Source organism: Nostoc sp. DedQUE08, assembly GCF_034530895.1.
Taxonomy (GTDB): Bacteria; Cyanobacteriota; Cyanobacteriia; order Cyanobacteriales; family Nostocaceae; genus Nostoc.
Window position 1 is genome coordinate 59,392 of sequence record NZ_JAVRCD010000041.1, and the last position, 21,615, is coordinate 81,006.

The following is a 21,615-nucleotide window of genomic DNA, read 5'->3' on the forward strand; positions in this document are numbered from 1 at the left end:
AGCCCACAGTCCATGCAATTATTTGGTAGCGATAAAACCATCGCCAGCGAGTGTGGAGCAGTTACATAGGAATTTTAGATGGTTATGAACAGTTCAGTGACCCGACCTTTGGCTGTCGTGACAGGTGCCTCTAACGGCATCGGTTATGAACTTGCAAAACAGTTTGCTCAAAACGGCTTCGATCTTCTAGTTACAGCCACCGGATCGAGCATTGACGAAGCGGCTCAAGCTTTTGAGGGGCTGGGTGCTAAAGTTGAAACGGTGCAGGCCGATCTGGCTAGCTATGACGGAGTTGAGACACTCTACAACCAGATTAAGGCAACTGGGCGACCAGTGGATGCGATCGCCATCAACGCAGGTGTTGGTGTCGGTGGTGATTTCGCCCGTGAAACCGATTTAAAGGACGAACTCAATCTGATCGATCTAAATGTCGTATCCTCTGTACATCTTGCCAAACGGGTGGTAAAGGATATGGTTGAGCTTGGCAAGGGTCGAATCCTTTTCACATCGTCGATTGCCGCTTTGATGCCCGGCCCGTTCGAGACAGTTTACGCCGCCTCCAAAGCCTTTGTGCATTCCTTTTCGGAGGGGTTACGCAACGAATTGAAGGACACGGGCGTTACCGTTACCGCCCTGATGCCGGGGCCAACTGATACCAACTTCTTCCACCGCGCGGGTATGGACGACACGAACGTGGGCACGGATCAAAAGGACGATCCGGCTGAGGTTGCCAAGCAGGGTTTTGAAGCTTTGATGGCGGGCAAAGATCACATCATCGCCGGTTCGCTCAAAACGAAGCTTCTGGCGAATGTTAGTAAGGTTTTACCTGATACAGTCAGTGCTGAACAGCACCGCAAGCTCAGTGAGCCGGGGTCAGGCAACAAGTAATTTGCACCTAGTCAAGACTCATTTTAAGCGTTCTAAAAAATAAATTATCCCAAATTATTTGCACATCTGTAGGGATGCACAGCTGTGCATTGCTGTCAACTTAAGCTGAAAGCTTTTTCAAATCTCGTTTCCAGCCTTTGGGCTGGAAATGCACTTCAATTGGGCTGCTGCCGCCAGCAAGGGAGGCGGAGCCTCTAGGACGGTATTCCCAGTCGGAGCAGGGGAACGAGACAATATCTAAAAGCTGGTTATAGGCTGACTTTCACGTAAAGTTGACACCAATGCACAGATGTGCGCCCCTACTCACTTTGACAGTCAAAGTCGTAACGGAGGATTCATGCAAATTCATCATCTCAACTGCGGCTGTATGTGCCCGATTGGTGGGGCCCTCTTCGATGGCTTCAGTCGCGGCCCGAAAGCTCACCTCGTCTGCCACTGTCTGCTGATCGAGACAGAGCAGGGACTTGTTCTGATTGATACTGGCTTCGGGCTGCGCGATATCAACTCGCCTTACTCCCGCCTCAGCCCGTTCTTCATTCATTTCAATGGCATCCAGTTTGATAAAAAATACACAGCAGTCGATCAAATTGAAAAGTTGGGATTTTCCGCGCGAGATGTGCGTCATATTGTGCTTACCCACCTTGATTTCGATCATGCCGGTGGTCTGGAAGATTTCCCAGAAGCAACGGTACACGTGATGCAGACTGAGATGGAAACCGCCCAGGATCGGCGCGGATTCATCGCTAAAAGGCGCTTTCGTCCAGAACAGTGGGATGAGGTTAAGCACTGGAAGTATTATTCGGCGGGAGGCGAACCTTGGTTCGGTTTTGAAGCAGTACGTAACCTCGATGGGCTACCGCCAGAGATTCTCCTCATTCCCCTTGTTGGTCACACACGAGGTCATGCTGGTATCGCCATAAATACACCAGAGGGTTGGCTTTTGCACGCAGGTGATGCCTATTTTTATCGGCACGAGATGGACTCAGCCAAAAAAAGCTGCACGCCAGGTTTACGCGCCTACCAATGGATGATGGAAGTGGATCGTCAGGCTCGATTGCTCAATCAAGATCGGCTACGCGCATTATCAAGCGATCGCAATAAAGATGTACGCTTGTTCTGTAGTCATGATGCTGTCGAGTTCAAAGCATTCGCTGACCAATCTAGTACAACACGGCGGAAATAAACTAATCATTCCAAATCAATGAAAGCTTGGTTATAGCGATTCCCAGTTAAGTGAGGTACAGATAATATTTTGAAACGCAGAGGCACGCAAAGTAAAGCGCAGAGGTACGCAGAGATTTTTCGCTCAGACGGCAGATTCGTTGGGTGCGTGGTAAACGAGTTTCTCGTCCTTGGGGTTATCTAGGACTAATTTTTACCTATGGTGTCGTCACCAGCTTGTTGCTGCTGATTGCCACTAATGGTTCAATATAAGGTTATGCCAAGGAACTTGATAATTCGAGAACGCTGTTTCAATTGGGGACAGCGGACTTATTTGATGGGCATTTTAAATGTAACGCCCGATAGCTTTAGTGATGGAGGTGAGTTTAACACTTCCTCTACCGCTTTAGTACAGGCGCAAGCACTGGTGGCTGCTGGTGCTGACATCATTGATGTGGGCGGTCAATCAACTCGACCAGGGGCAAAGCAAATAACTCTGGTGGAGGAACTTGACCGAGTACTATCAGTATTACAGGTGCTAAGACCAAAGATTTCAGTCCCGATTTCTGTAGATACAACCCGTGCTGCTGTAGCCAAGGCATCTGTAGAAGCTGGGGCGGATATTATTAATGATATTTCTGGCGGCACTTTTGACTCAGAAATGTTGGCAACAGTCGCAGAGTTAGGTGTGCCGATGATTTTAATGCACATCCGGGGAACACCACAGACAATGCAACAACAGACTGATTATCAAGATTTGCTTGGTGAGATTTATAGTTTTTTGGCTCGGCAAATTGAGGCAGCAACTACTGCGGGCATTGACCTGGATAAAATTATTATCGATCCTGGCATTGGTTTTGCTAAAAACTACGAGCAAAATTTAGAAATTTTTCGCGGTTTGCGATCGCTCGCACCACTCAACTGTCCTATCTTGGTAGGAGCATCTCGTAAAAGTTTCATTGGTCGCATTTTAAATCAACCAGATCCCAAAGCACGAGTTTGGGGTACGGCAGCAGCTTGTTGTGCTGCTATTTTTAATGGTGCTGATATCCTCCGAGTTCACGATGTTCAAGAAATGCGCGATGTTTCATTAGTCGCCGATGCCCTATCAAGACAAGCCACACAAGGTAATTGCTAGGGTATTACTGTTCTTCGTGTTTTTTGCCGTTACCTTCTTGATTTACTGACTCGGCTATCAACTCCTGAAACATTTCACTTGAGTTAGCCGGGTCTACAAAGACAATTTTGGCATTACTGCTCTCACCAAGTTTTTGGCTAGCATCTACGTAATCTTGAGCCACAAGATACCGCAAAATATCCCTACTATCGGGATTGGAACGGAGAGCTTGAGAAATGATTTGCACTGAAGCCATAGTTCCTTCTGCTTTTTTAATCGCAGCTTCTTTTTCCCCTTCTGCTTCGGTAATCAGTGCCCGTTTTTTGATAACGGCGGCTTGTTCTTCTTCCCTAGACTTTCGGACACTCTCAGGTAGAGTAATTCTCTGAATATCTAATCGGAGAATCTCAACTCCCCAATCTGCCGTTACATGATTCAACTGATCTAAGATAGCTGAGTCCATCTCTGCTCTAGAGACGTTGGTCTGCTCTAGGGTATTTTGGGCAATGATTTCTCGGAGCGTAGTTGTGGTGATCTGTGTCAACGATCCTTGCAGATCCTCAATCGCGTAAAAGCTTCTCTCGATATCTCGAATCCGCCAGTATACAATAGCATCCACTTCTACGTAAATATTATCTTGGGTGATCACATTCTGAGGTTTGATGTCTGTAAACTGCTCTCGTGTAGTATCTTCCATGACAATCTGATCTACCAAGGGAACAATAAAATTCAGCCCCGGCTTAAGTTTTCGATGATACCGCCCTAAGCGTTCGACTAAGGCTTCATTTCCTTGATTAATCAGTTTTGCAGAACCTAATGCATAACCTATAAGGGCTAAAACTATAGCAATAATTGGCTCCATGTATGCTCCTATTAAACTTTGGGGAGAATTTAATGTCAAAGATATGCTACTAGCTTGTCATATCTTTGAGTTTTATGTTTTGAGTCTGTAATTTTATCAACACCAGCAGCGATGTCGAGTCGCTGCAAGTTTTGTACATATTCTCTAAGTGAGACTGTTTTGCGGAATGCGATCGCTATTAAAGCACCTTGATAAAACCCTGGCAAGGACTAATTGATGTAATCAACATTACTTGTACTGGCATTTTCAGACGACCAAGAATTTTATTCAGTATATTTACGTAAGTAAATCATATTCAGGTAAAAATTTGGCAAGATATAAAAACCCCACTATAATCGGATAAAAATTAGCTTGGGCTATTAAAAACATCAAAATATTATGAGTAGATTGTTAATCAAACTTATAGGTTTAATTCTACTTTTTACAGGATTATACTTTTTTGGTCAAAACATCATATTTGTTAGTGGTTACTATTCATATTTTTACCGTAGCTTGCCGGCTACAGCTTCAGTTTTAGCAACGATGATAGGTGTATTTGCATTAGTCTTTTTTCAAAGATAAACTGGTAACTTAGGATGGATTTTTCTAGGCATTGGTATAGTACTAGTTTTCTTAAGCGGTGGAGTTATTTTACAGCCAACTAGCTTATGGAATTTCATAGTTGCTTTTACAGCATTAGCCGCTGGATATAAATTACTAAATGAGGGCAAAATCAACTTTTAAAATCTGTAAATATAGTTAGATTGACTCATCTACCTTAGTAGCTAAGATTACATTATTCGCTAGTTCATAGTAAAGCCAGAAAAATTTAGTATTATAATTTTCCCATCTTCTCCATTGCTTCTGAGAGTGCATTAGGGCACTTAGATTAACTTTTAGTTAAGTAACGATTTTACGAGATAGAAGTACACATAACCCGCGTCAACCGGACGAATAGCCTCTTAATTGTGACTTTAGCTCAGAGGGGTTTTACTAAGGTTGAGGGTAATATTAGAATGGAAACTATTGATGATGAGGAAAAGGGAAGAATGACCCAGGTGGTTCTAGGAGAGAACGAAGGAATAGACTCAGCTTTGCGTCGGTTTAAACGCCAGGTTTCCAAAGCTGGGATATTAGCTGATGTAAAATATCATCGGCACTTTGAAACACCAATAGAAAAACGCAAACGTAAGGCAGTGGCAGCTAGACGCACAAGACGTTTTAAATAAACCTATTTGGTGTGATATCGGCATTGCTTGAGGTTATGACCGAAAACAGGCAATAGCGCTTGCGCCATTATTCATACAAATATTAAGCAAAGTCTGCCGCACCGTTAATTAGGGTGTAAAGAAGTTACTTTTCCTATACGTAGAGGGCGTTAGAGACTTTATCTTGGTTAGATGGAGCAAGCTAAAATCGCTGCCCATCAACCAAAATAAGCGCCTTTAAACATCGGTTAGCTTTCTTGAATCAGCTGATAGGATAGTATTCATCCAGCCCTAAGACTCAGAATTATTAATTGTGCGGCTATTACAAACATTCATCGCCTTTTCTACTCCCTGCTTGAGACTTAGTTCAATACACTCAACTACGAACTGAAGTACAAGAGACATCTGCTGATTTTCGGCAGCGGAAAATCGCCCTAGCACATGAGAGATAGCACCAGAATCATCGTTATTAGCTGCATCTTTGGGTTTACCAATACCGATTCGCAAACGAGGAAAGTTTTGGGTACTAAGATGTGCGATCGCACTTTTCATACCGTTATGTCCCCCAGCCGAACCAGATAAGCGCAAACGAGTTTTTCCCAAAGGCAAATCCATATCGTCATAAATCACCAACACTGACTCAGGCGGCAATTTATACCAACTTGTCACCGCTTGTATTGCTTGTCCTGAGCGATTCATATAAGTTAACGGTTTCAACAAGCGAATTTTACCTCCACCTGGGGCCATACCCTCGCCATACTCACCTTGAAACTTGCGGTTTTCTGTTAAGGAAATGCGCCAAGAACGAGAGAGAGTTTCTAAAGCAGCAAAACCGATATTATGGCGTGTTTGGTCGTACTTAGCTTCTGGATTCCCTAACCCGACGATTAGTTGTGGAATTACCAAAGCTGGTTGCGTAACAGCTTCTGTCATTTTGTCTACAGTCAATTGATATTCATCACTCTTCTAGTAGTACGCCTTGGCAACTTGGCGGGGTAAAGGGGCAGGGGTAAAGGGTAAAAGTTTTTTATCCCTTACCATGAGTCCCTTTACCCTTTACCCAACCTCCACCTAACATTTTTGGGTTGCCAGACTACTAGTAATGAAGGGTTTGTAGTAAGCACTAAAGTGCTTAGGGATTGCCAAGAAATAAATTATCCAATCTTGTGGGGTGGGCGTCTCGCCCGCCCTTAGTTATGGGCGGACAAGATGTCCACCCCACAAGAAAAATTGTATGTTTTTTTATTTGGAAGTCCCTTAGAAAATAAGGACTAAAGTCCTTACTACGAACTTGACAAACTACTAGCTAGGTTGGGAAGAACTAGCGGTATCCTGCTCAGATTTAGCAGGGTGGATTTGCTTAGGTTCCAATTCAGCAGTAGTCTGTACAACTTCTTCTAACTGTTCTGCTTCTTTTTGAAACTCGTTTTGAAACTCCTTGGAAGCTTCTTGGAAACTACGAATTGTTTTGCCCACACTTCGACCGATCTCTGGTAGCTTTTTTGGGCCAAAGATTAACAGCGCTACTACCATAATTACAGCCATTTCCGGCAGACCAATACCAAATATATTCATTTTTTGTCTCCTGTAAACTCTAAAACCACTACAGAAATTCACATATATAGTTAGTCTAGTCGGAAATCGCAACTCACAAAAAAACCCGGAAAAACCGGGTGTAACTTAACTTGTTATCCAAACTCGCTCGCTGTGTATGTGTTAGCGTCCTAAACTGCGCCAATCGACAAATACATCCTGAACCAACAGTGTTTTATTGTAAAGTTGCAGAATAATCAGCAGAAACACGAAAAATAGCCCTATAAAAACAGCCATTACAGGGGTAGTACCCCAACCTGGAGCCACTTTTCCATACTCAGAGTTCAGTGGTTTCAGGATATCTCCCAACCTAGTCCTTTGTGCCATAGTTCACCTAAGATTACTTGCCAAAGCTTTTTTTAATCTTCTGTAATATTCTATAAGAATAGCACTCATCATCTATCTCTCAATTATGGAACCCGCAATAGTTCTTAGCATTTCTGTGGCTGCCGTGGTGATTGCCATCACAGGAATTTCGATTTATACCTCCTTTGGCCCTCCTAGCAAGGAATTGAACGATCCGTTTGATGACCACGAGGATTAAAAGAGTCATATCATGTCCGCAGCGTAAATTTTTGATGCGATATCTACGATGGACTACGCCTACGTAGACAAGCATTGCTGTTGCTTGTCGGAGTTTTCTCGATGAGCGACTGGCGTGTGGAATGAAATGACTATGGCAATCATAACTAAATTACCCAGAGATCGTATTTGAAGTGCGTTACGGCTTAAGCCGTAACGCACACTACTTTGGATGTTTTTTAATTGGAAATCCCTAATGGCTTGCCACTACCTCTCCTTTCAGGCGAACTAGTCGGTCTGCCAAAAGTTTCTCAAGGTCTTCTAGTGCCTTGGTGAAACCTTTAATACCTTCGTCTAGTTTGTCAGTTGCCATGCGGTCAGCCGCGTGCATCTTGTCATAGCTAGCTTTGTCAACGGATATCTTTTCGATTGACAAGTTTGCTGCCTTGGCGGGGTCAAGTTTACGTGGCAGTTCTCCAATGGTTGCTTGCAATTCAGCCAATAGGGACGGTGAAATGGTCAGCAAATCACTACCTGCAAGTTCAGTAATTTCACCAACGTTACGGAAACTAGCTCCCATAACTTCGGTTTTATAGCCAAATTTCTTGTAGTAGTTGTAGATTTTGGTGACAGACAAAACACCTGGATCTTCGGCTGCTGGGTAGCTATCGCGTCCGGTATCTTTTTTGTACCAGTCGAGAATCCGACCGACGAAGGGAGAAATTAAGGTAATGCCAGCTTCTGCACAGGCGATCGCTTGGTGAAGACCAAATAACAAGGTAAGGTTACAGTGAATACCTTCTTTTTCGAGAATTTCCGCAGCGCGAATGCCTTCCCAAGTGCTGGCAATTTTAATTAAAACGCGATCGCGGCCAATTCCAGCAGCTTTATACTGAGCAATTAATTCCCGTGCCTTAGTTACAGTAGCTTCGGTATCGTAGGACAAGCGAGCATCCACTTCTGTAGATACACGACCGGGAATGATTTGCAAAATCTTTAATCCAAAAGCAACTGCCAAACGGTCAAAAGCTAGAGAAACTATCTGTGCTTGGGCGGCTCCGGCTCCAGCATCTTTCTGGGCTTGGAGTAAAGTTTGATCGACAATTTCCTGATATTCTGGCATTTGTGCCGCAGCAGTAATCAGCGAAGGATTGGTGGTAGCGTCTTGGGGTTTGAACTTTTCAATTGCCTGGATATCCCCTGTATCTGCGACTACAACAGTCACTTGTCGCAATTGTTCCAGTAAATTCTTAGACATAAAATACTCCGTGATGTTTGTTACAGGATTTACTTATTCCCCAGTTCTTTACACTCTTTACTCTTCCTTCAATTCTGATTCTGGCAATTTTTCTTGATCGTTGCCCAATTTTGCTTACTATCTTGTGCCACAGCCTTATTCTAAGTGCCTTATGCGGAAATTGGCTGTCCAATGGAATGCACTTTGATTAAACTAGTTGTTCCTGATTTACCAATTGGAACACCAGAGGTAATTACTACTTTATCGCCCTTATTCGCTAAACCCATGTCTACAACTGTGTTCACCACATTGGTAAACATCTCTTCGGCATTGTGGACTGGTGGGATCAGCAAAGCTTCCACACCCCAAGAAAGTGCTAATTGGCGGTAAGCGGTGATGTCGGAGGTCAGGGCAATAATCGGAGAAGTCGGCCGATATTTAGAAACCATTCTCGCCGTACTTCCTGATGTAGTGTTACAGAGAATTGCCCGTGAGCCTGTTTCATAGGCGATACGACAGACGGATTCTGCCACAGATTCGGTAACGCTCAGACTGCCTGCTTCATGACACCAAGCATTTTTGCTACCCTCATCTAAAGCCTGTTCTGTCCGCACGGCGATATTGTGCATCATCTCGACGGCGGCGATGGGATATTGCCCGACAGCTGTTTCACCAGAAAGCATTACTGCATCCGTACCATCTAAGATAGAGTTAGCAACATCGGTTGCTTCGGCGCGGGTGGGATCGGGGGCGCTAATCATTGACTCTAACATTTGGGTGGCTGTAATCACTGGCTTGCCAGCACGATTGCAACGGCGAATAATATCTTTTTGAATTAGGGGTACTTCGTGAATTGGCACTTCCACCCCTAAATCGCCACGGGCAATCATAATTGCGTCGGCAACCTTCAGAATAGAGTCAAAGTTTTCTACTGCCTCCGCTCTTTCGATTTTGGCAATTAAGCGAATCGAAGCGCCAGCCGCTTCAATCATCCGCTTGGCGGGTTCTAAATCTTGTGGCGATCGCACAAAGGACACCGCTACCCAGTCTACACCCAACTGAATCCCAAAGCGCAAATCCAGCAAGTCTTTTTCGGTAATCGAACTTACAGGTAAAGGAGTTTGGGGCAGGTTTACTCCCTTGTGCGTAGAAACTAACCCGCCATTTTTCACTTGGGCCCGAATGCGATCGGCATCGCGATCGGTAACTATCAATTTAACGCGACCATCATTAATTAAAATCGGTTCGCCTGGTCGCACCATTGCGAATAAAGTCGGCAATGGTAAGGGTAGTTCGTCAATACTCTCACCCTTTTCTTGCAAAACAAAAGTAACTTCAGTACCAGCTTCCAGATTTAACCCTTCCGGTGGTAAAGTTCCCAAGCGAATTTTAGGGCCACATAAGTCTTGCATAATGGCGATCGGCTTTTGCAGTTCAGTACTAATCTGCCTGAGATAGTGAGCCGTTTGGGCGTGGAATTCATAAGCTCCGTGGGAAAAATTCAGCCGTGCCACATTCATTCCAGCTTTTACCAAGGATTGCAGCTTTTCAGGTGCAGATGTAGCCGGGCCGACAGTACAAATGATTTTGGTTCGACGCATAGGGATTGGGGGTTGAGGAGTAACCTGCAAATTTGGATGCTTTGAGCGTAGGCGTAGCCCGCACTTCGACAAGCTCAGTGACCATCGTAGACATCGCACAAAACATCCAAATTCACACGTGCTTCATATCACTGGTTTGCTAAATAAAAATACTAGATTCCGTTTTATTTTCGGAGTATTTACCATTTGACCCAAATCCCAAAAGTCCCTAGTCAAGAGTCAGCAGTCAAAAGCTAATGACCAATGACCAATGACTAATGACTAATGACTAATGACTAATCAAACCACAGCCACTGTCGGTGCGAGTTGTTCCTTCTGTGACATAGACAACATCAAGTCAATCACGCGATTTGAGTAACCCCACTCGTTGTCATACCAGGCAATTACCTTGAAGAAGTTGGAATTCAACTCAATCCCAGCACCTGCGTCAAAGATACTGGAATGGGTATCACCTTGAAAATCTGTGGAAACTACTTCTTCATCTGTGTAACCCAAGATACCCTTTAATGACCCGGCGGCAGCCTCCTTCATAGCAGCACGGATTTCTTGATAACTGGTGTCTTTGGCTGTTTTGAAAGTTAAATCAACTACGGAGACATCGGGAGTCGGAACTCGTAATGCCATCCCAGTTAACCTGCCCTTCAATTCTGGTAAAACCAATGCTACGGCTTTCGCTGCGCCTGTGGAGGAGGGAATAATATTTTGGGATGCACCTCGACCACCCCGCCAGTCTTTCTTGCTGGGGCCGTCTACAGTTGGCTGAGTCGCAGTCATGGCATGGACTGTGGTCATCAACCCTTCAGTCAACCCAAAGTTGTCATTAATGACCTTGGCGATGGGAGCTAAACAGTTTGTAGTACAGCTAGCATTGGAGACAATGATATCCTTACCAGGGTCAAATAGGTGATGATTGACACCCATTAACAGGGTAGTAACTCTATCTGGATCTTTGGTGGGAGCGGAAATTACCACTCGCTTTGCACCTGCCTTCAGGTGGTTTGCAGCTCCTTCATAGTCAGTGAAGAGTCCGGTAGCTTCCACGACATAATCTGCGTCTAGTTTTCCCCAAGGTAACTCTGCTGGATTCCTAACTGACACACAAGGAATGAAATGTTCGTCAATCAGGATGCCGTCTTCCTTGGCTTCAACCTTGTGCTTTAATTGACCGTGGGTTGAGTCGTACTTTAATAGATAAGCGAGGTTATCTGGTGGTACTAGGTCGTTAATACCCACAAACTCAATGTTGGGATTATCGATGCCAGCGCGAAGTACAAGTCGCCCGATTCGACCGAAGCCGTTGATACCAACTTTCAATTTAGTCAAGATTAAACCTCCCGTTGTGGAAGTTGAACAAAAGGAGAAAGTTAAAAGTCAAAATAGATTGCCTTTTACTCTTTACTCTTTGATCCTGACAGTCTCAGTCGGCTAAGGCATATTTACTTGGCATATTTTAAGGATTGGGCATTGGGCATTGGGCATTGGGCATTGGGCACTGATTATTAATTCTTCTCCCCCTGCTCCCTGCCCCTCTGCTCCCCTGCTCCCCTGCTCCCCGCTCCTCAATTCAAGTGGGTTGGACAAATCGCTTAATTTCACCACAGGCAATATAAGATTTGCCATCTGGTGCGGTTTTGACTTCATCAACGACGTAAAGCATTCCTTCCTCGCGCACCGATCGCGGAAAACGCATATTCCAATCCGGTTCATATCCGTCGGAAACCACTCTAGCACGTAGTTTGCTGCCATCTTTGACACACTGAACTAAAATACTGTCCCCGACGCTGTCAGTTGTGGGCAGATCGGCAGCACTGGCAGGGCCTTTGGAAGCTTTACCTGTGTTAGCTCGATTGGATTGTCTAGGGGCAACGAAGATATCTGTTTCACCGGGTTGAGCAAAACGGGTGATTTTACCACGTACCCGATAGAAAGTAGCATCGCTTGAGAGTTCCAATCCTTCAACGACATAGCGCGCCCCTTCGGCACGAATGGCACGAGGAAACTGGATGTTCTTGGTTAAATCATAGCCTTCAGACATGACCTTGACCCGCAGTTTACCCCCTTCACGAACGCAGTACAATTCAATACCTGAACCGACTTCATTCACAATCGGCATGGCGTACACTTCATCGCCAGTAGTGACACCACGACCCACCAAATCGCTGCGATTGCGCGTCATCGTTTGGTAAGTCTGATCTCGCATCTCTTTCCGTCCGGCATTGCCTAAAGCTTTTTGAGCGATTCGACTGGCGAAATATTCCAGCTGATCGATTTCTTCAGCAATTTCAAAATTCTCATTCAAGCCTTTATCTCGCAAATCTTTCACGAGCGCCCGCAGGGTTTGTTCAGCTTCCTGATGCTTGCTATGTTCAGCGAGATTAAGGGCAGTCTCTTTGGCCTTAGCAATGGTAAGGCGACTCAGTTCCAGAATTATATGGCTTGTAGCAGCAAAAGCTGCTTCCTCAACAGTGCCAACTTTGGCGACGACATCTATAGTACCGGAAACGCTTTGAATACGGTCATCTTGCACAACATCGGCGCTGTAATGCAGTTTCATCACAGGTAAATCACCAACTTGAGCGCTTGATATCCCCAGACTCAAACCGAGAAGTTTGTCCTCATCCTCGTAAAGCTCTCCTAAAGTGATGACAGCTTGACTGGCGTCATTCTGGCTAACTTTAGCCAGACTTAAGGTATCAACCAGGCTGACACCATCTGCCAATTCAAGTGTCACCTTGAGGTTCTGTCCCACTACTGCTCTTAAACTATCTAGCTCAATACTAAACACTTCAGTTGCTTCATCGATGCTTTGAATGAAGTAGAAGTTGCCTGTGGCTGCCCTTGCCATTCCAATCAGCAAGTCTTCGTTGAAACCTTGAGCAAAACCTAACGTAGTTGTGATAATACCTTCCTCAGCTTTTTGCCCTGCTGTCGCCGTCAGGATTTTGGGGTCTTGAATGCCCATATTGGCGTGACCATCGGTAAGCAGAAGAACACGGTTGATTTTTTGGGGATCGAGTCGCGTCTTCACGTGTTCGCAGCCTTTGAGCCATCCCCCCGATAAGTTGGTAATACCGCCTGCTCTCACTTTGCGGATGGAATTTTTCAGTGCGGCTTTGTTAGTCACAGACTGGGGTGGCACAACGCTATCCACTTCATCGTCGTAAACAACTACTGAGAGAATGTCATCTGGCTCAAGTCGCTCTACCACAGACTCAGCAGCTTTGAGTGCGTGATGCAAGGGAGCGCCTGCCATAGAGCCGGAACGGTCAATTACAAGCGAAAGGTTAAGGTTACGTCGAGGAGATTTAGCTATGTCGGCACGAAAACGTAGCAAAATATTTGTCTTTAATGAAGATCCGGCGGCGAGGATAGACTGGTCAAATTCGTAACTTGTCTTAATCATTTTTTATATTCCTCAAAATTGTATTTTTCAGCTATAAGCCTTGTGATACATAGATAGTAAGCGCTTTATTTAGTTTACCCAGAAATAATTTTATTCAGTATAAAGCTGGAATTTTTTGTAAAATTTTATAGTTTTAGAATCTTAGACAAAGCCCGTTGTAGACATTCTCGGCTCTCCGGTATTGAAAGGCGATCGCACTGGTCACTATTGCGGGAAACTGTAAGCAGATATATTAAGAGAGGAGAACCTAATGAGTTGGACGAAAGTTCTTGCAGTCGAAGCACTTTCCCCTGGTGCGCGAGAAGTGGTGAAAGTTGGCAACCGGAAAATTCTGCTTTTGAATCACGAAAATCAGCTTTATGCTGTAGATAACAACTGTCCCCACTTAAAATTACCGTTGAAAAGTGGGAAAATTACTGAAAGTGGAGCAATAGTTTGTACCTTTCATCGCAGTGCTTTTGACTTGCGGACTGGTGAGGTACAAGGATGGTGTGCCTGGCCACCTGGTGTAGGTAAAGTGCTCTCGTTGGTTTCACAACAAAAAGCATTGCCAGTATTTCCAGTTCGTGTTGAAGAAGGCAGTATCTGGGTTGATGTGCAAGAGGAATAGCACCCTCTCCCTGAATTTACTGAAACAGTGCTAAATAAAAAAAGAAAAACCCCAGCTAAACTCATTTGCTGGGGTTTCTATCAAAATTTACCTATTCCAGAGAGATAGGAATCATTGAATGAGAAAATAGAACATCTTCTCAAGCAGTTGGAACACTTTGCTGTGATGTTATGTTGGGTTAGTTGTTGCCATTGCCAGCTTCTATAGAAGCTGTAGCACTTTGAGATTGGCCTAAATTCACTTTAAAGACTTTGCTTTGTTCTTGCTCTAGTTTGGGTAAATTCAAAATTAAAATCCCATCTTTCAAGTCTGCCTTAACTTTTTGATTCTGAACTTTGGTTGGCAGAGGAATTACTCTAGCGAACTTGCCATACCGGAATTCCGAATGAACTTTAGCGTTAGATTGGGAATGTTTTTCGTAACGATGCTCACCAGCTATCGAAACTGCATCTTGAGTAACTTGAATATCCAAGTCTTTAGCTTCCAGACCTGGAATCTCAACTCTTAATAGCAACTCTGAACCATTATCATGTAATTCAACCGCAGGAACCCACGCTGTTCTCGGTGATGCAGAAATCTCGGAGTTATCGCGCTCGGCTGCTGTAAGCTCAGAGAATAGTTGATCCATTTGACGACGCAGAATTTCCATTTCACGGAATGGTTCCCAACGAATGAGTGCCATATTTTAATCTCTCCTTAACTTTCTAATTCAATCTTGGGTAATCAAACAAAGTTTTAGAGGTGTTTTTTAGAGAGGAGTTTTATTTGCTTTGTTTCTTCTCTCTAGTAAGTAATTTAATAAAAGAAGAATCTCAAAATAGTTGGGTAAACCGTACAGCCATAGGTTGGATTTACCGTATCAAACAAAAAAAGGATGAAAAGCTTGAGAATATTGAATGTCAAAGAAGTAGGCGATCGTAAATTAAACTATATTATGTAATGTAAATTTAATTAAATTCGCTTGTAGCCAGAAGCTCTAGCCCGATCTCAGGGTTAGATTGACAGAGACGCTGGACGTAGCTTGCCGTATGAAGACTTGCTAACGCTTTTGGCGTTTCCCTAAGGCGAAGGGCTACGGTGTGGATACAAGTAGAAAAAAGCTCGATTTCCCATTGTTCTCAGATTTATCTCGTTCTCATACAGAGCATGGCAATGGCTGATTAGCGGCTGCTGTCTCCAGTTAGACATTGAGTCAGAGACTCAATGAATGCATTCCCAGTTGGAGACTGGGAACGAGTCAAGCCCGATCAATCCAGATTTTTAGGACTTGTATGTACACCGTAGCTATTGGCTATTTGGGATTATTCGGATTTAATTAAGTAATGAAGCGGACATGATATAAACAGTTATCCTGGTTTATCTGCAACTTTTATATACACCTAGCGCTGAAGTATGCTTGTAAGCGACGATGATTTTATTTACAATTTGGTGACAGAGTTTTGCTTTCTGATTTCATGCTCAGTTTTATTCCAGAAATTCTTTCTGATTGAAAATTAACTTAGTAACTGATATGGATGCTCAAAAAATAAAAATTTTATTAGTTGATGACAACTTAGAGAATTTACATTTTTTATCAGACATCCTTCAACACCAAGGTTATCAGGTAGAAAGTGTGATTTCTGGGCAATTGGCAATCAAGACAGCACTCGTTTCTCCCCCGGATTTGCTTTTGCTAAATGTTCTCATTATCGACAAGGATAATTATCAAGTATGTCAAGATTTGAAAGTTAACGATAAAACTCAAGATATTCCGATAATTATTTTCGGAATTTTCGATGATTTTTTGGAAAAGATAAGCGTCTTCAATTTAGGCGATGTTGACTATATTACTCAACCATTCAAAACTAAAGAAGTTTTATTACGCGTCCAAAATCAACTCAATGTCCAAAGATTGAAAAAACAGTTAAAAGAAAAAAATGCCCAACTGCAACAGGAAATTCAAGAGCGTCAACGGCTTACAGTTGAGTTAAATATTTGCAACAGACAAATAGAAGATATTTTTAAAGAAATTCCCGTTAGCATTAGCAAAGCCTTTTGTAGAGAAGTTTATCAAAGCGAACGCCTGGTAGTCGAAGCCGCCCTGAAGAAGAGTGAAAGTCAGTATCGGCTTTTAGTGGAGACATCCCAGGACGCGATCTGGTCGGTGGACATTGATGGACTAATTACCTTTGTCAATCCAGCAGTCAAGCAGATTTATGGCTACGAACCGCAAGAAATGATCGGGCGTGCCTTAATTGATTTCATCTCACCGACACAAATTGCTCAAGATAAAGTAGCTTTTGAGCGTGTTCTTCAGGGAAAGTCTATCTTTCAGCATGAAACTACCTGTGTCGCTAAAGATGGTACTTTACTTTATCTAATGTTGAATGCGATCGCATTACGCAACGAAGACGGTCAAGTTATAGGCATGACGGGCACTGCTAGTAATATTACGCAGCGTCGAGGTGTGGAAAAATTACTCCAAGAAAGCGCGATTAAGCTCCGCAATCATAATCTCGTGCTCACACAATTGGCACAAAATCAAATACTTTATCAGGGTGATTTGAAAGCAGCCTTGGGTAAAATCACAGAAACAGCTGTCAAAAATATTGGCGTAGAAAGAGCTAGTGTCTGGCTGTATGACGCAACAGATATAAAAATCCAGTGTTTCGATCTATTTGAGGGCAGTCGCAATCAACATAGCGAAGGACTTTTCTTATCAGTGGCAGACTATCCAATTTATTTTGCAGCTTTGCAGCAAAACCAATCAATCGCCGCAGATGATGCTCATACCGATCCCAGAATTAAAGAATTTTCTGCCTCTTACTCAAAATTAAACATCACCTCTATCCTCGATACACCTATTAGGCTGGAGGGAAAGACCGTAGGAGTTTTATGTCTGGAAGCAGTGGAAGTTACGCATTATTGGACGCTAGAAGACCAAAATTTCGCTCGCTCTCTGAGCAATTTAGTATCCTTGGTATTGGAGGCAAAAGAACGCCAACGCGCAGAAGCAGCACGACGGGCTTCTGAAGAAAAGTTAGCATCAGCTTTCCGGTCATCTCCCGATCCAATTGCCTTAATTACTGTTCAGGGCAAACGCTACATCGAAGTAAACGACAGCTTTTGTCGGTTTTTTGGTTATTCTCGCTCTCAAGCGATTGATCGCACCGATAAAGAATTGCATATTTGGGTGAATCCAGAAGAATATAATTTTCTTACCCACATTCTGCAACAAGCAAAAGCCATCCGCAACTATGAAATTGATGTCTGCACTTCAACAGGAGAAATTAAAACAACACTGTTGAGTGCAGAAATGATCGAGATTGATGGGCAATGGTACGTACTAGGAACCACCAAAGATATTACTGAACGCAAGCAGGCAGAAAATGAAAGCCGTTTGTTGCTGTTGACAACCCAAGCTATCACTCGCGCTAGCGATGTCAACAGCGCCTTAGCAGTGGTCTTGCGCTTAATTTGTCACACCATTGGCTGGGATTTTGGTGAAGCCTGGATACCTAACGAAGATGGGACTGTTTTAAAACACAGTTTAAGCTGGTACGGGGAACAAAGCAGCTTAAAAGAATTCTGCCAGCAAAGCCAAACTTTGAAATTTGCTCTGGGAGTGGGATTACCAGGAAGAGTTTGGCAAAGTCAAGAACCAGAATGGATAGAAGATGTTTCTAAAGTTACACAACCAGTTTTCTTGCGATCGCCACAAGCCGCAAAGGTAGGATTAAAAGCTGGTTTTGGTGTTCCCATCCTGGCTGGGAACCAAGTATTAGCTGTTTTAGTGTTTTTTAAACGTAGCTCAGTATTGGTAGATCGGCGTTTGCTCTTGCTAGTCAGTGCTGTTGCGGCTCAATTGGGTGGGTTGATTGAGCGCAAAACTTTAGAACAAGAATTAGCGCTCAGAGAAGCTCGTCTCAATGCCTTTTTTAGCAGCGCTCCCGTTGGCATGAATATTGTAGATAAACAGCTGCGATTTGTGCAAATTAACCAACTGTTAGCGGAGATTAATGGACTACCCCAGCAAGCTCATATTGGCAAGACCATCCATGAAGTTTTACCCAACATCGCTCCTTTAGTAGAACCAATTTATCAACAAGTTCTGATAACTGGTCAACCGATTATTAATCAAGAATTAAGCAGCACATCAATCAAACAACCAGATATTATCCGCCACTTCTTAGCTTCTTATTTTCCGATTGTTGGTGAAAGCGATCGCCCCTCTGGTGTTGGCACAGTTTTAGTAGAAATTAGCGAACTACATGCAGCCCTACGCGAACGCAAACACGTCGAACAAGAACTGCGTTTAGTCAACGAACGCCTACAATATCTGCTCACCTCTAGCCCTGTAGTCATTTATAGCAGCAAAACCTCAGATGATTTTAGCATTACTTTTATCAGTGAAAACGTTAAAGAAATGGTAGGCTATGAAGCGCAAAAATTTATCGGTAACTCCAGTTTTTGGCTCGATCGCGTCCATCCACAAGATATTGAACCGATCTCGGAAAAATTTTCCCACCTTATTAAGCAGGAGTACATTTCTTATGAATACCGGTGGTTACACGCTGACAGAACTTATCACTGGTTCTACGAAGAGATGAGGTTAATTCGTGACGAAGCGAATTCCCCGATCGAATGGGTTGGTTATTGGGCAGACATTAACGATCGCAAATTGGCACAACTAGCTTTGCAGTCAGGTCAGCAACGATATCAACTTCTGGCAGAAGCTTCACCAGCTTGTATCTTTCATACTGATGTGGATGGCAATGTTTTATATTTTAATCAACGCTGGAGTGAAATTACTGGATATAGTTTAGAAAGCTCTCTGGGAACACATTGGGCAAATGCCGTACATCCAGACGACCGCGAGCAGCTATTGTTGGCATGGAATCAAGCAACAGCTGCTAAGTCAACCTATAAATACGAACATCGTTTTTTGCATGATGATAGTACAGTTGTCTGGGTAATTTGTCATGCTTTGCCAGAATTTAGAGATGATGGAGAAATTAAAGGTTACATCGGTACCATTACTGATATTACCGAGAGAAAATTGGCAGAAGAAGCCTTGCGTGAGAGTGCAGAGCGAGAAAGAGCGATCGCGCAAGTGATTCAAAGAATGCGTCAAACACTGGATTTAGAGACAATATTTGCAGCGACAACCGAAGAATTACGCCAAGTACTAAATTGCGATCGGGTTGTTGTCTATCGTTTCAATCCTAACTGGAATGGCGAATTTGTTTCTGAATCGGTGGGTAACGGTTGGATTTCTCTCATAGAAGAACATAACAATGACCCTCATCTCACAGAAGGTGTTTTACAAGATGGGCGTTGTCTAGCGAAAATTTTGGATAGCGCCGATAATCAGGTGGAATATCGCGATCTGCAAGTAACCCCAGGTGCAAGTTTCATCTGTGTCCCAGACATTTACAACGCTGATTTTCATTCTGCTTATATCAACCTTTTAGAGCGCTTTCAGGCTAAAGCCTATATTATTGTTCCGATTTTACACGGTAGTCAGCTTTGGGGATTGCTGGCGAGTTATCAAAATTCCGATCCCCGCCAATGGAAACCAGGAGAAATCAATATCGTAGTTCAAATTGGCAATCAGTTGGGTGTTGCTTTACAGCAGGCACAATTGCTAGCGCAAACTCAAAGGCAGTCACAAGCATTGCAAGAAGCTGTGATCGTTGCTGATGCTGCTAATCGTGCCAAAAGCGAATTCCTGGCCAACATGAGTCACGAACTGCGTACTCCACTTAACGCCATCCTCGGTTTTACCCAAGTCATGAGCCACGATCGTGATTTATCAACTGAACATCAGCAAAATCTAGCAATCATCAATCGTGCAGGCGAACATCTCCTGAATTTAATCAACGACATTTTGGAAATGTCTAAAATCGAAGCTGGCAGAATAACCTTAAATCTCAACAGTTTTGACTTAATTCGCCTCTTAGAAAACCTCGAAGAAATGTTGCGCTTCCGCGCCACCTCCAAAGGATTGGAATTAGTCTTTGAATATACATCTCACCTTCCCCAATACATCCAAGTTGACGAAAGTAAACTGCGTCAAGTCTTACTTAACCTCCTGGGAAATGCCATCAAATTTACCGATACTGGCAGGGTGACACTGCGGGTGGGGATGGGGAGTGGGGACTGGGGAGTAGGAGAGGCAGGGGAGCAGGGGAGCAGGGGAGCAGGTGAGCAGGGGAGCAGAGGAGAAGGAGTAGTAGTAAGTCTTTCCCCTCAGCGCCTCAGCCCCTTTGCACCTCTGCCCAATGCCCAATGCCCAATGCCCAATACTTCGACTTCGCTCAGTACAAGTGCCCAATGCCCAATGCCCAATGCCCAATTCCTAACCTTTGAGGTTCAAGATACTGGCCGCGGTATTGCCCCACAAGAAATTGATTTGCTCTTTGAAGCTTTTGGGCAAACTGAAACCGGAAGAAAATCGCAACAGGGAACAGGACTAGGTTTAGCAATTAGCCGCAAATATGTGCAACTAATGGGAGGAGATATTAGCGTCACCAGCACTATTGGCGAGGGAAGTAAATTTACTTTTGATATTCAAATTGGTCTAGCCATAGCCAGCGAAATCCAGATTGAACAAACTAGACCCCAAGTTATTAGTTTAGCGCCTGCTCAAAGTGAATACCGTATTTTAGTGGTTGATGATTCCACAGACAGCCGTTTAGTGCTAATGAAAATTCTCACATCTATCGGTTTTGCAGTCCAAGAAGCAATAAATGGCATTGAAGCGATCGCACTTTGGCAGACATGGCAACCACATCTGATCTTAATGGATATGCGGATGCCAATTATGGACGGCTACGAAGCTACAAAAGTTATTAAAACTAGAGAAGAAACCTCAATCCAAAATACCAAATCCCAAATCCCAAATTGGAAGACAATTATTATTGCTTTAACTGCTAATGCTTTCGAGGAACAACGAGAAGCAATAATCAAAGCGGGTTGCGATGATTATATTAACAAGCCTTTCCGCGAGGAAGAATTACTAGAAAAGTTGAGCGAATATTTGGGAGTTCAATATATTTACCAAGAAGAAAGCTATCAGCTAACAAACCTAAAGCAACAAAGGTCAAAACTAATATTGACGCTTACAGATTTAGTGAATCTATTATCTGAAATGTCCCCTGAATGGGTGAAACAGTTATATACTGCCGCAGCTCAATGTAGTGATGACCTGATTTTAGAATTAATTGAGCAAATCCCTTCAGAAAATGCTGTACTGCAAAATTTTATCAAGAATTTAGCCCATGATTTTCAGTTTGAGAAAATTATGGAATTGACGAGTATTGCAGGAATATTATCTAGTTAATACAAATTGATTTACTAGTAAGTAAGTTTGTAATCAGGACTTTAGTCATTCATTTTCTAAGCTCGACTTTATCCATTTTTAATTCAATCAAGCAGCGTAAACAGCAATAT

Annotated in this window: 17 protein-coding genes and 1 pseudogene; 8 read left to right on the plus strand and 10 right to left on the minus strand. The window is 43.5% G+C overall.

Features of this window, described 5'->3' with window-relative positions; genetic code table 11:
* Positions 1-84 precede the first annotated feature (84 nt).
* The 3 genes from RMY64_RS24365 to folP all read left to right on the plus strand — a co-directional run bounded on the left by RMY64_RS24365 (position 85) and on the right by folP (position 3,187).
* Positions 85-888: an SDR family NAD(P)-dependent oxidoreductase gene (locus tag RMY64_RS24365; RefSeq protein WP_322701352.1), complete on the plus strand. Its 804-nt coding sequence runs from the start codon at positions 85-87 to the stop codon at positions 886-888.
* A 367-nt stretch (positions 889-1,255) separates the two neighbouring features.
* Positions 1,256-2,071, plus strand: coding sequence for an MBL fold metallo-hydrolase (locus tag RMY64_RS24370; RefSeq protein ID WP_322682912.1), 816 nt, complete (start codon positions 1,256-1,258; stop codon positions 2,069-2,071).
* 255 nt (positions 2,072-2,326) lie between these two features.
* Entirely contained in the window at positions 2,327-3,187 is an 861-nt protein-coding gene (folP, locus tag RMY64_RS24375; RefSeq protein ID WP_322701353.1) for a dihydropteroate synthase, read from the plus strand.
* 4 nt (positions 3,188-3,191) lie between these two features.
* On the opposite strand, the gene RMY64_RS24380 is transcribed toward folP, so the two are convergent.
* Positions 3,192-4,028 (minus strand): SPFH domain-containing protein, encoded by an 837-nt coding sequence (locus tag RMY64_RS24380; protein ID WP_322682904.1) that lies wholly within the window; start codon positions 4,026-4,028, stop codon positions 3,192-3,194.
* Between the two features lie 35 nt (positions 4,029-4,063).
* Positions 4,064-4,234, minus strand: a complete 171-nt coding sequence (locus RMY64_RS24385) for a hypothetical protein (protein ID WP_322701354.1) — start codon at positions 4,232-4,234, stop codon at positions 4,064-4,066.
* 172 nt (positions 4,235-4,406) lie between these two features.
* Here RMY64_RS24385 and RMY64_RS24390 point away from each other — a divergent pair.
* Positions 4,407-4,751, plus strand: a pseudogene (locus tag RMY64_RS24390) (hypothetical protein).
* Positions 4,752-5,056: 305 nt separating this feature from the next.
* Complete coding sequence (gene rpsU / locus RMY64_RS24395) at positions 5,057-5,236, plus strand: 30S ribosomal protein S21 (RefSeq protein WP_069073049.1); 180 nt, start codon at positions 5,057-5,059, stop codon at positions 5,234-5,236.
* A 270-nt stretch (positions 5,237-5,506) separates the two neighbouring features.
* Here rpsU and pth read toward each other — a convergent pair whose 3' ends face one another.
* From pth to psbH, 3 genes are all read right to left on the minus strand, one after another.
* Positions 5,507-6,148, minus strand: a complete 642-nt coding sequence (pth, locus tag RMY64_RS24400) for an aminoacyl-tRNA hydrolase (RefSeq protein ID WP_322674211.1) — start codon at positions 6,146-6,148, stop codon at positions 5,507-5,509.
* A gap of 369 nt (positions 6,149-6,517) precedes the next feature.
* Entirely contained in the window at positions 6,518-6,790 is a 273-nt protein-coding gene (locus RMY64_RS24405) for a TatA/E family twin arginine-targeting protein translocase (RefSeq protein ID WP_094348881.1), read from the minus strand.
* A 141-nt stretch (positions 6,791-6,931) separates the two neighbouring features.
* Positions 6,932-7,135, minus strand: coding sequence for a photosystem II reaction center phosphoprotein PsbH (gene psbH, locus RMY64_RS24410; protein ID WP_322674201.1), 204 nt, complete (start codon positions 7,133-7,135; stop codon positions 6,932-6,934).
* An 85-nt stretch (positions 7,136-7,220) separates the two neighbouring features.
* Between psbH and psbN the strand changes: the two genes are divergently transcribed.
* Positions 7,221-7,352, plus strand: coding sequence for a photosystem II reaction center protein PsbN (gene psbN, locus RMY64_RS24415; protein ID WP_322674202.1), 132 nt, complete (start codon positions 7,221-7,223; stop codon positions 7,350-7,352).
* Between the two features lie 231 nt (positions 7,353-7,583).
* On the opposite strand, the gene RMY64_RS24420 is transcribed toward psbN, so the two are convergent.
* The 4 genes from RMY64_RS24420 to RMY64_RS24435 all read right to left on the minus strand — a co-directional run bounded on the left by RMY64_RS24420 (position 7,584) and on the right by RMY64_RS24435 (position 13,571).
* Positions 7,584-8,588, minus strand: coding sequence for a transaldolase (locus RMY64_RS24420; RefSeq protein WP_322701355.1), 1,005 nt, complete (start codon positions 8,586-8,588; stop codon positions 7,584-7,586).
* Positions 8,589-8,737: 149 nt separating this feature from the next.
* Positions 8,738-10,168 carry a pyruvate kinase gene (gene pyk / locus RMY64_RS24425; protein WP_322701356.1) on the minus strand — a complete coding sequence of 477 codons (1,431 nt, stop codon included), beginning with the start codon at positions 10,166-10,168 and terminating at the stop codon, positions 8,738-8,740.
* A 279-nt stretch (positions 10,169-10,447) separates the two neighbouring features.
* Entirely contained in the window at positions 10,448-11,491 is a 1,044-nt protein-coding gene (gene gap / locus RMY64_RS24430) for a type I glyceraldehyde-3-phosphate dehydrogenase (protein WP_322701357.1), read from the minus strand.
* A 241-nt stretch (positions 11,492-11,732) separates the two neighbouring features.
* Positions 11,733-13,571 carry a vWA domain-containing protein gene (locus RMY64_RS24435; protein ID WP_322701358.1) on the minus strand — a complete coding sequence of 613 codons (1,839 nt, stop codon included), beginning with the start codon at positions 13,569-13,571 and terminating at the stop codon, positions 11,733-11,735.
* Between the two features lie 250 nt (positions 13,572-13,821).
* On the opposite strand from RMY64_RS24435, the gene RMY64_RS24440 reads away from it, so the two are divergent.
* Positions 13,822-14,181: a Rieske (2Fe-2S) protein gene (locus tag RMY64_RS24440; RefSeq protein WP_322674207.1), complete on the plus strand. Its 360-nt coding sequence runs from the start codon at positions 13,822-13,824 to the stop codon at positions 14,179-14,181.
* A 178-nt stretch (positions 14,182-14,359) separates the two neighbouring features.
* Here the strand turns inward: RMY64_RS24440 and RMY64_RS24445 are convergent, their stop codons facing one another.
* Positions 14,360-14,863 carry an Hsp20/alpha crystallin family protein gene (locus RMY64_RS24445; RefSeq protein ID WP_322674208.1) on the minus strand — a complete coding sequence of 168 codons (504 nt, stop codon included), beginning with the start codon at positions 14,861-14,863 and terminating at the stop codon, positions 14,360-14,362.
* Between the two features lie 828 nt (positions 14,864-15,691).
* On the opposite strand from RMY64_RS24445, the gene RMY64_RS24450 reads away from it, so the two are divergent.
* Positions 15,692-21,505 (plus strand): PAS domain S-box protein, encoded by a 5,814-nt coding sequence (locus RMY64_RS24450; protein ID WP_322701359.1) that lies wholly within the window; start codon positions 15,692-15,694, stop codon positions 21,503-21,505.
* Positions 21,506-21,615: the final 110 nt, after the last annotated feature.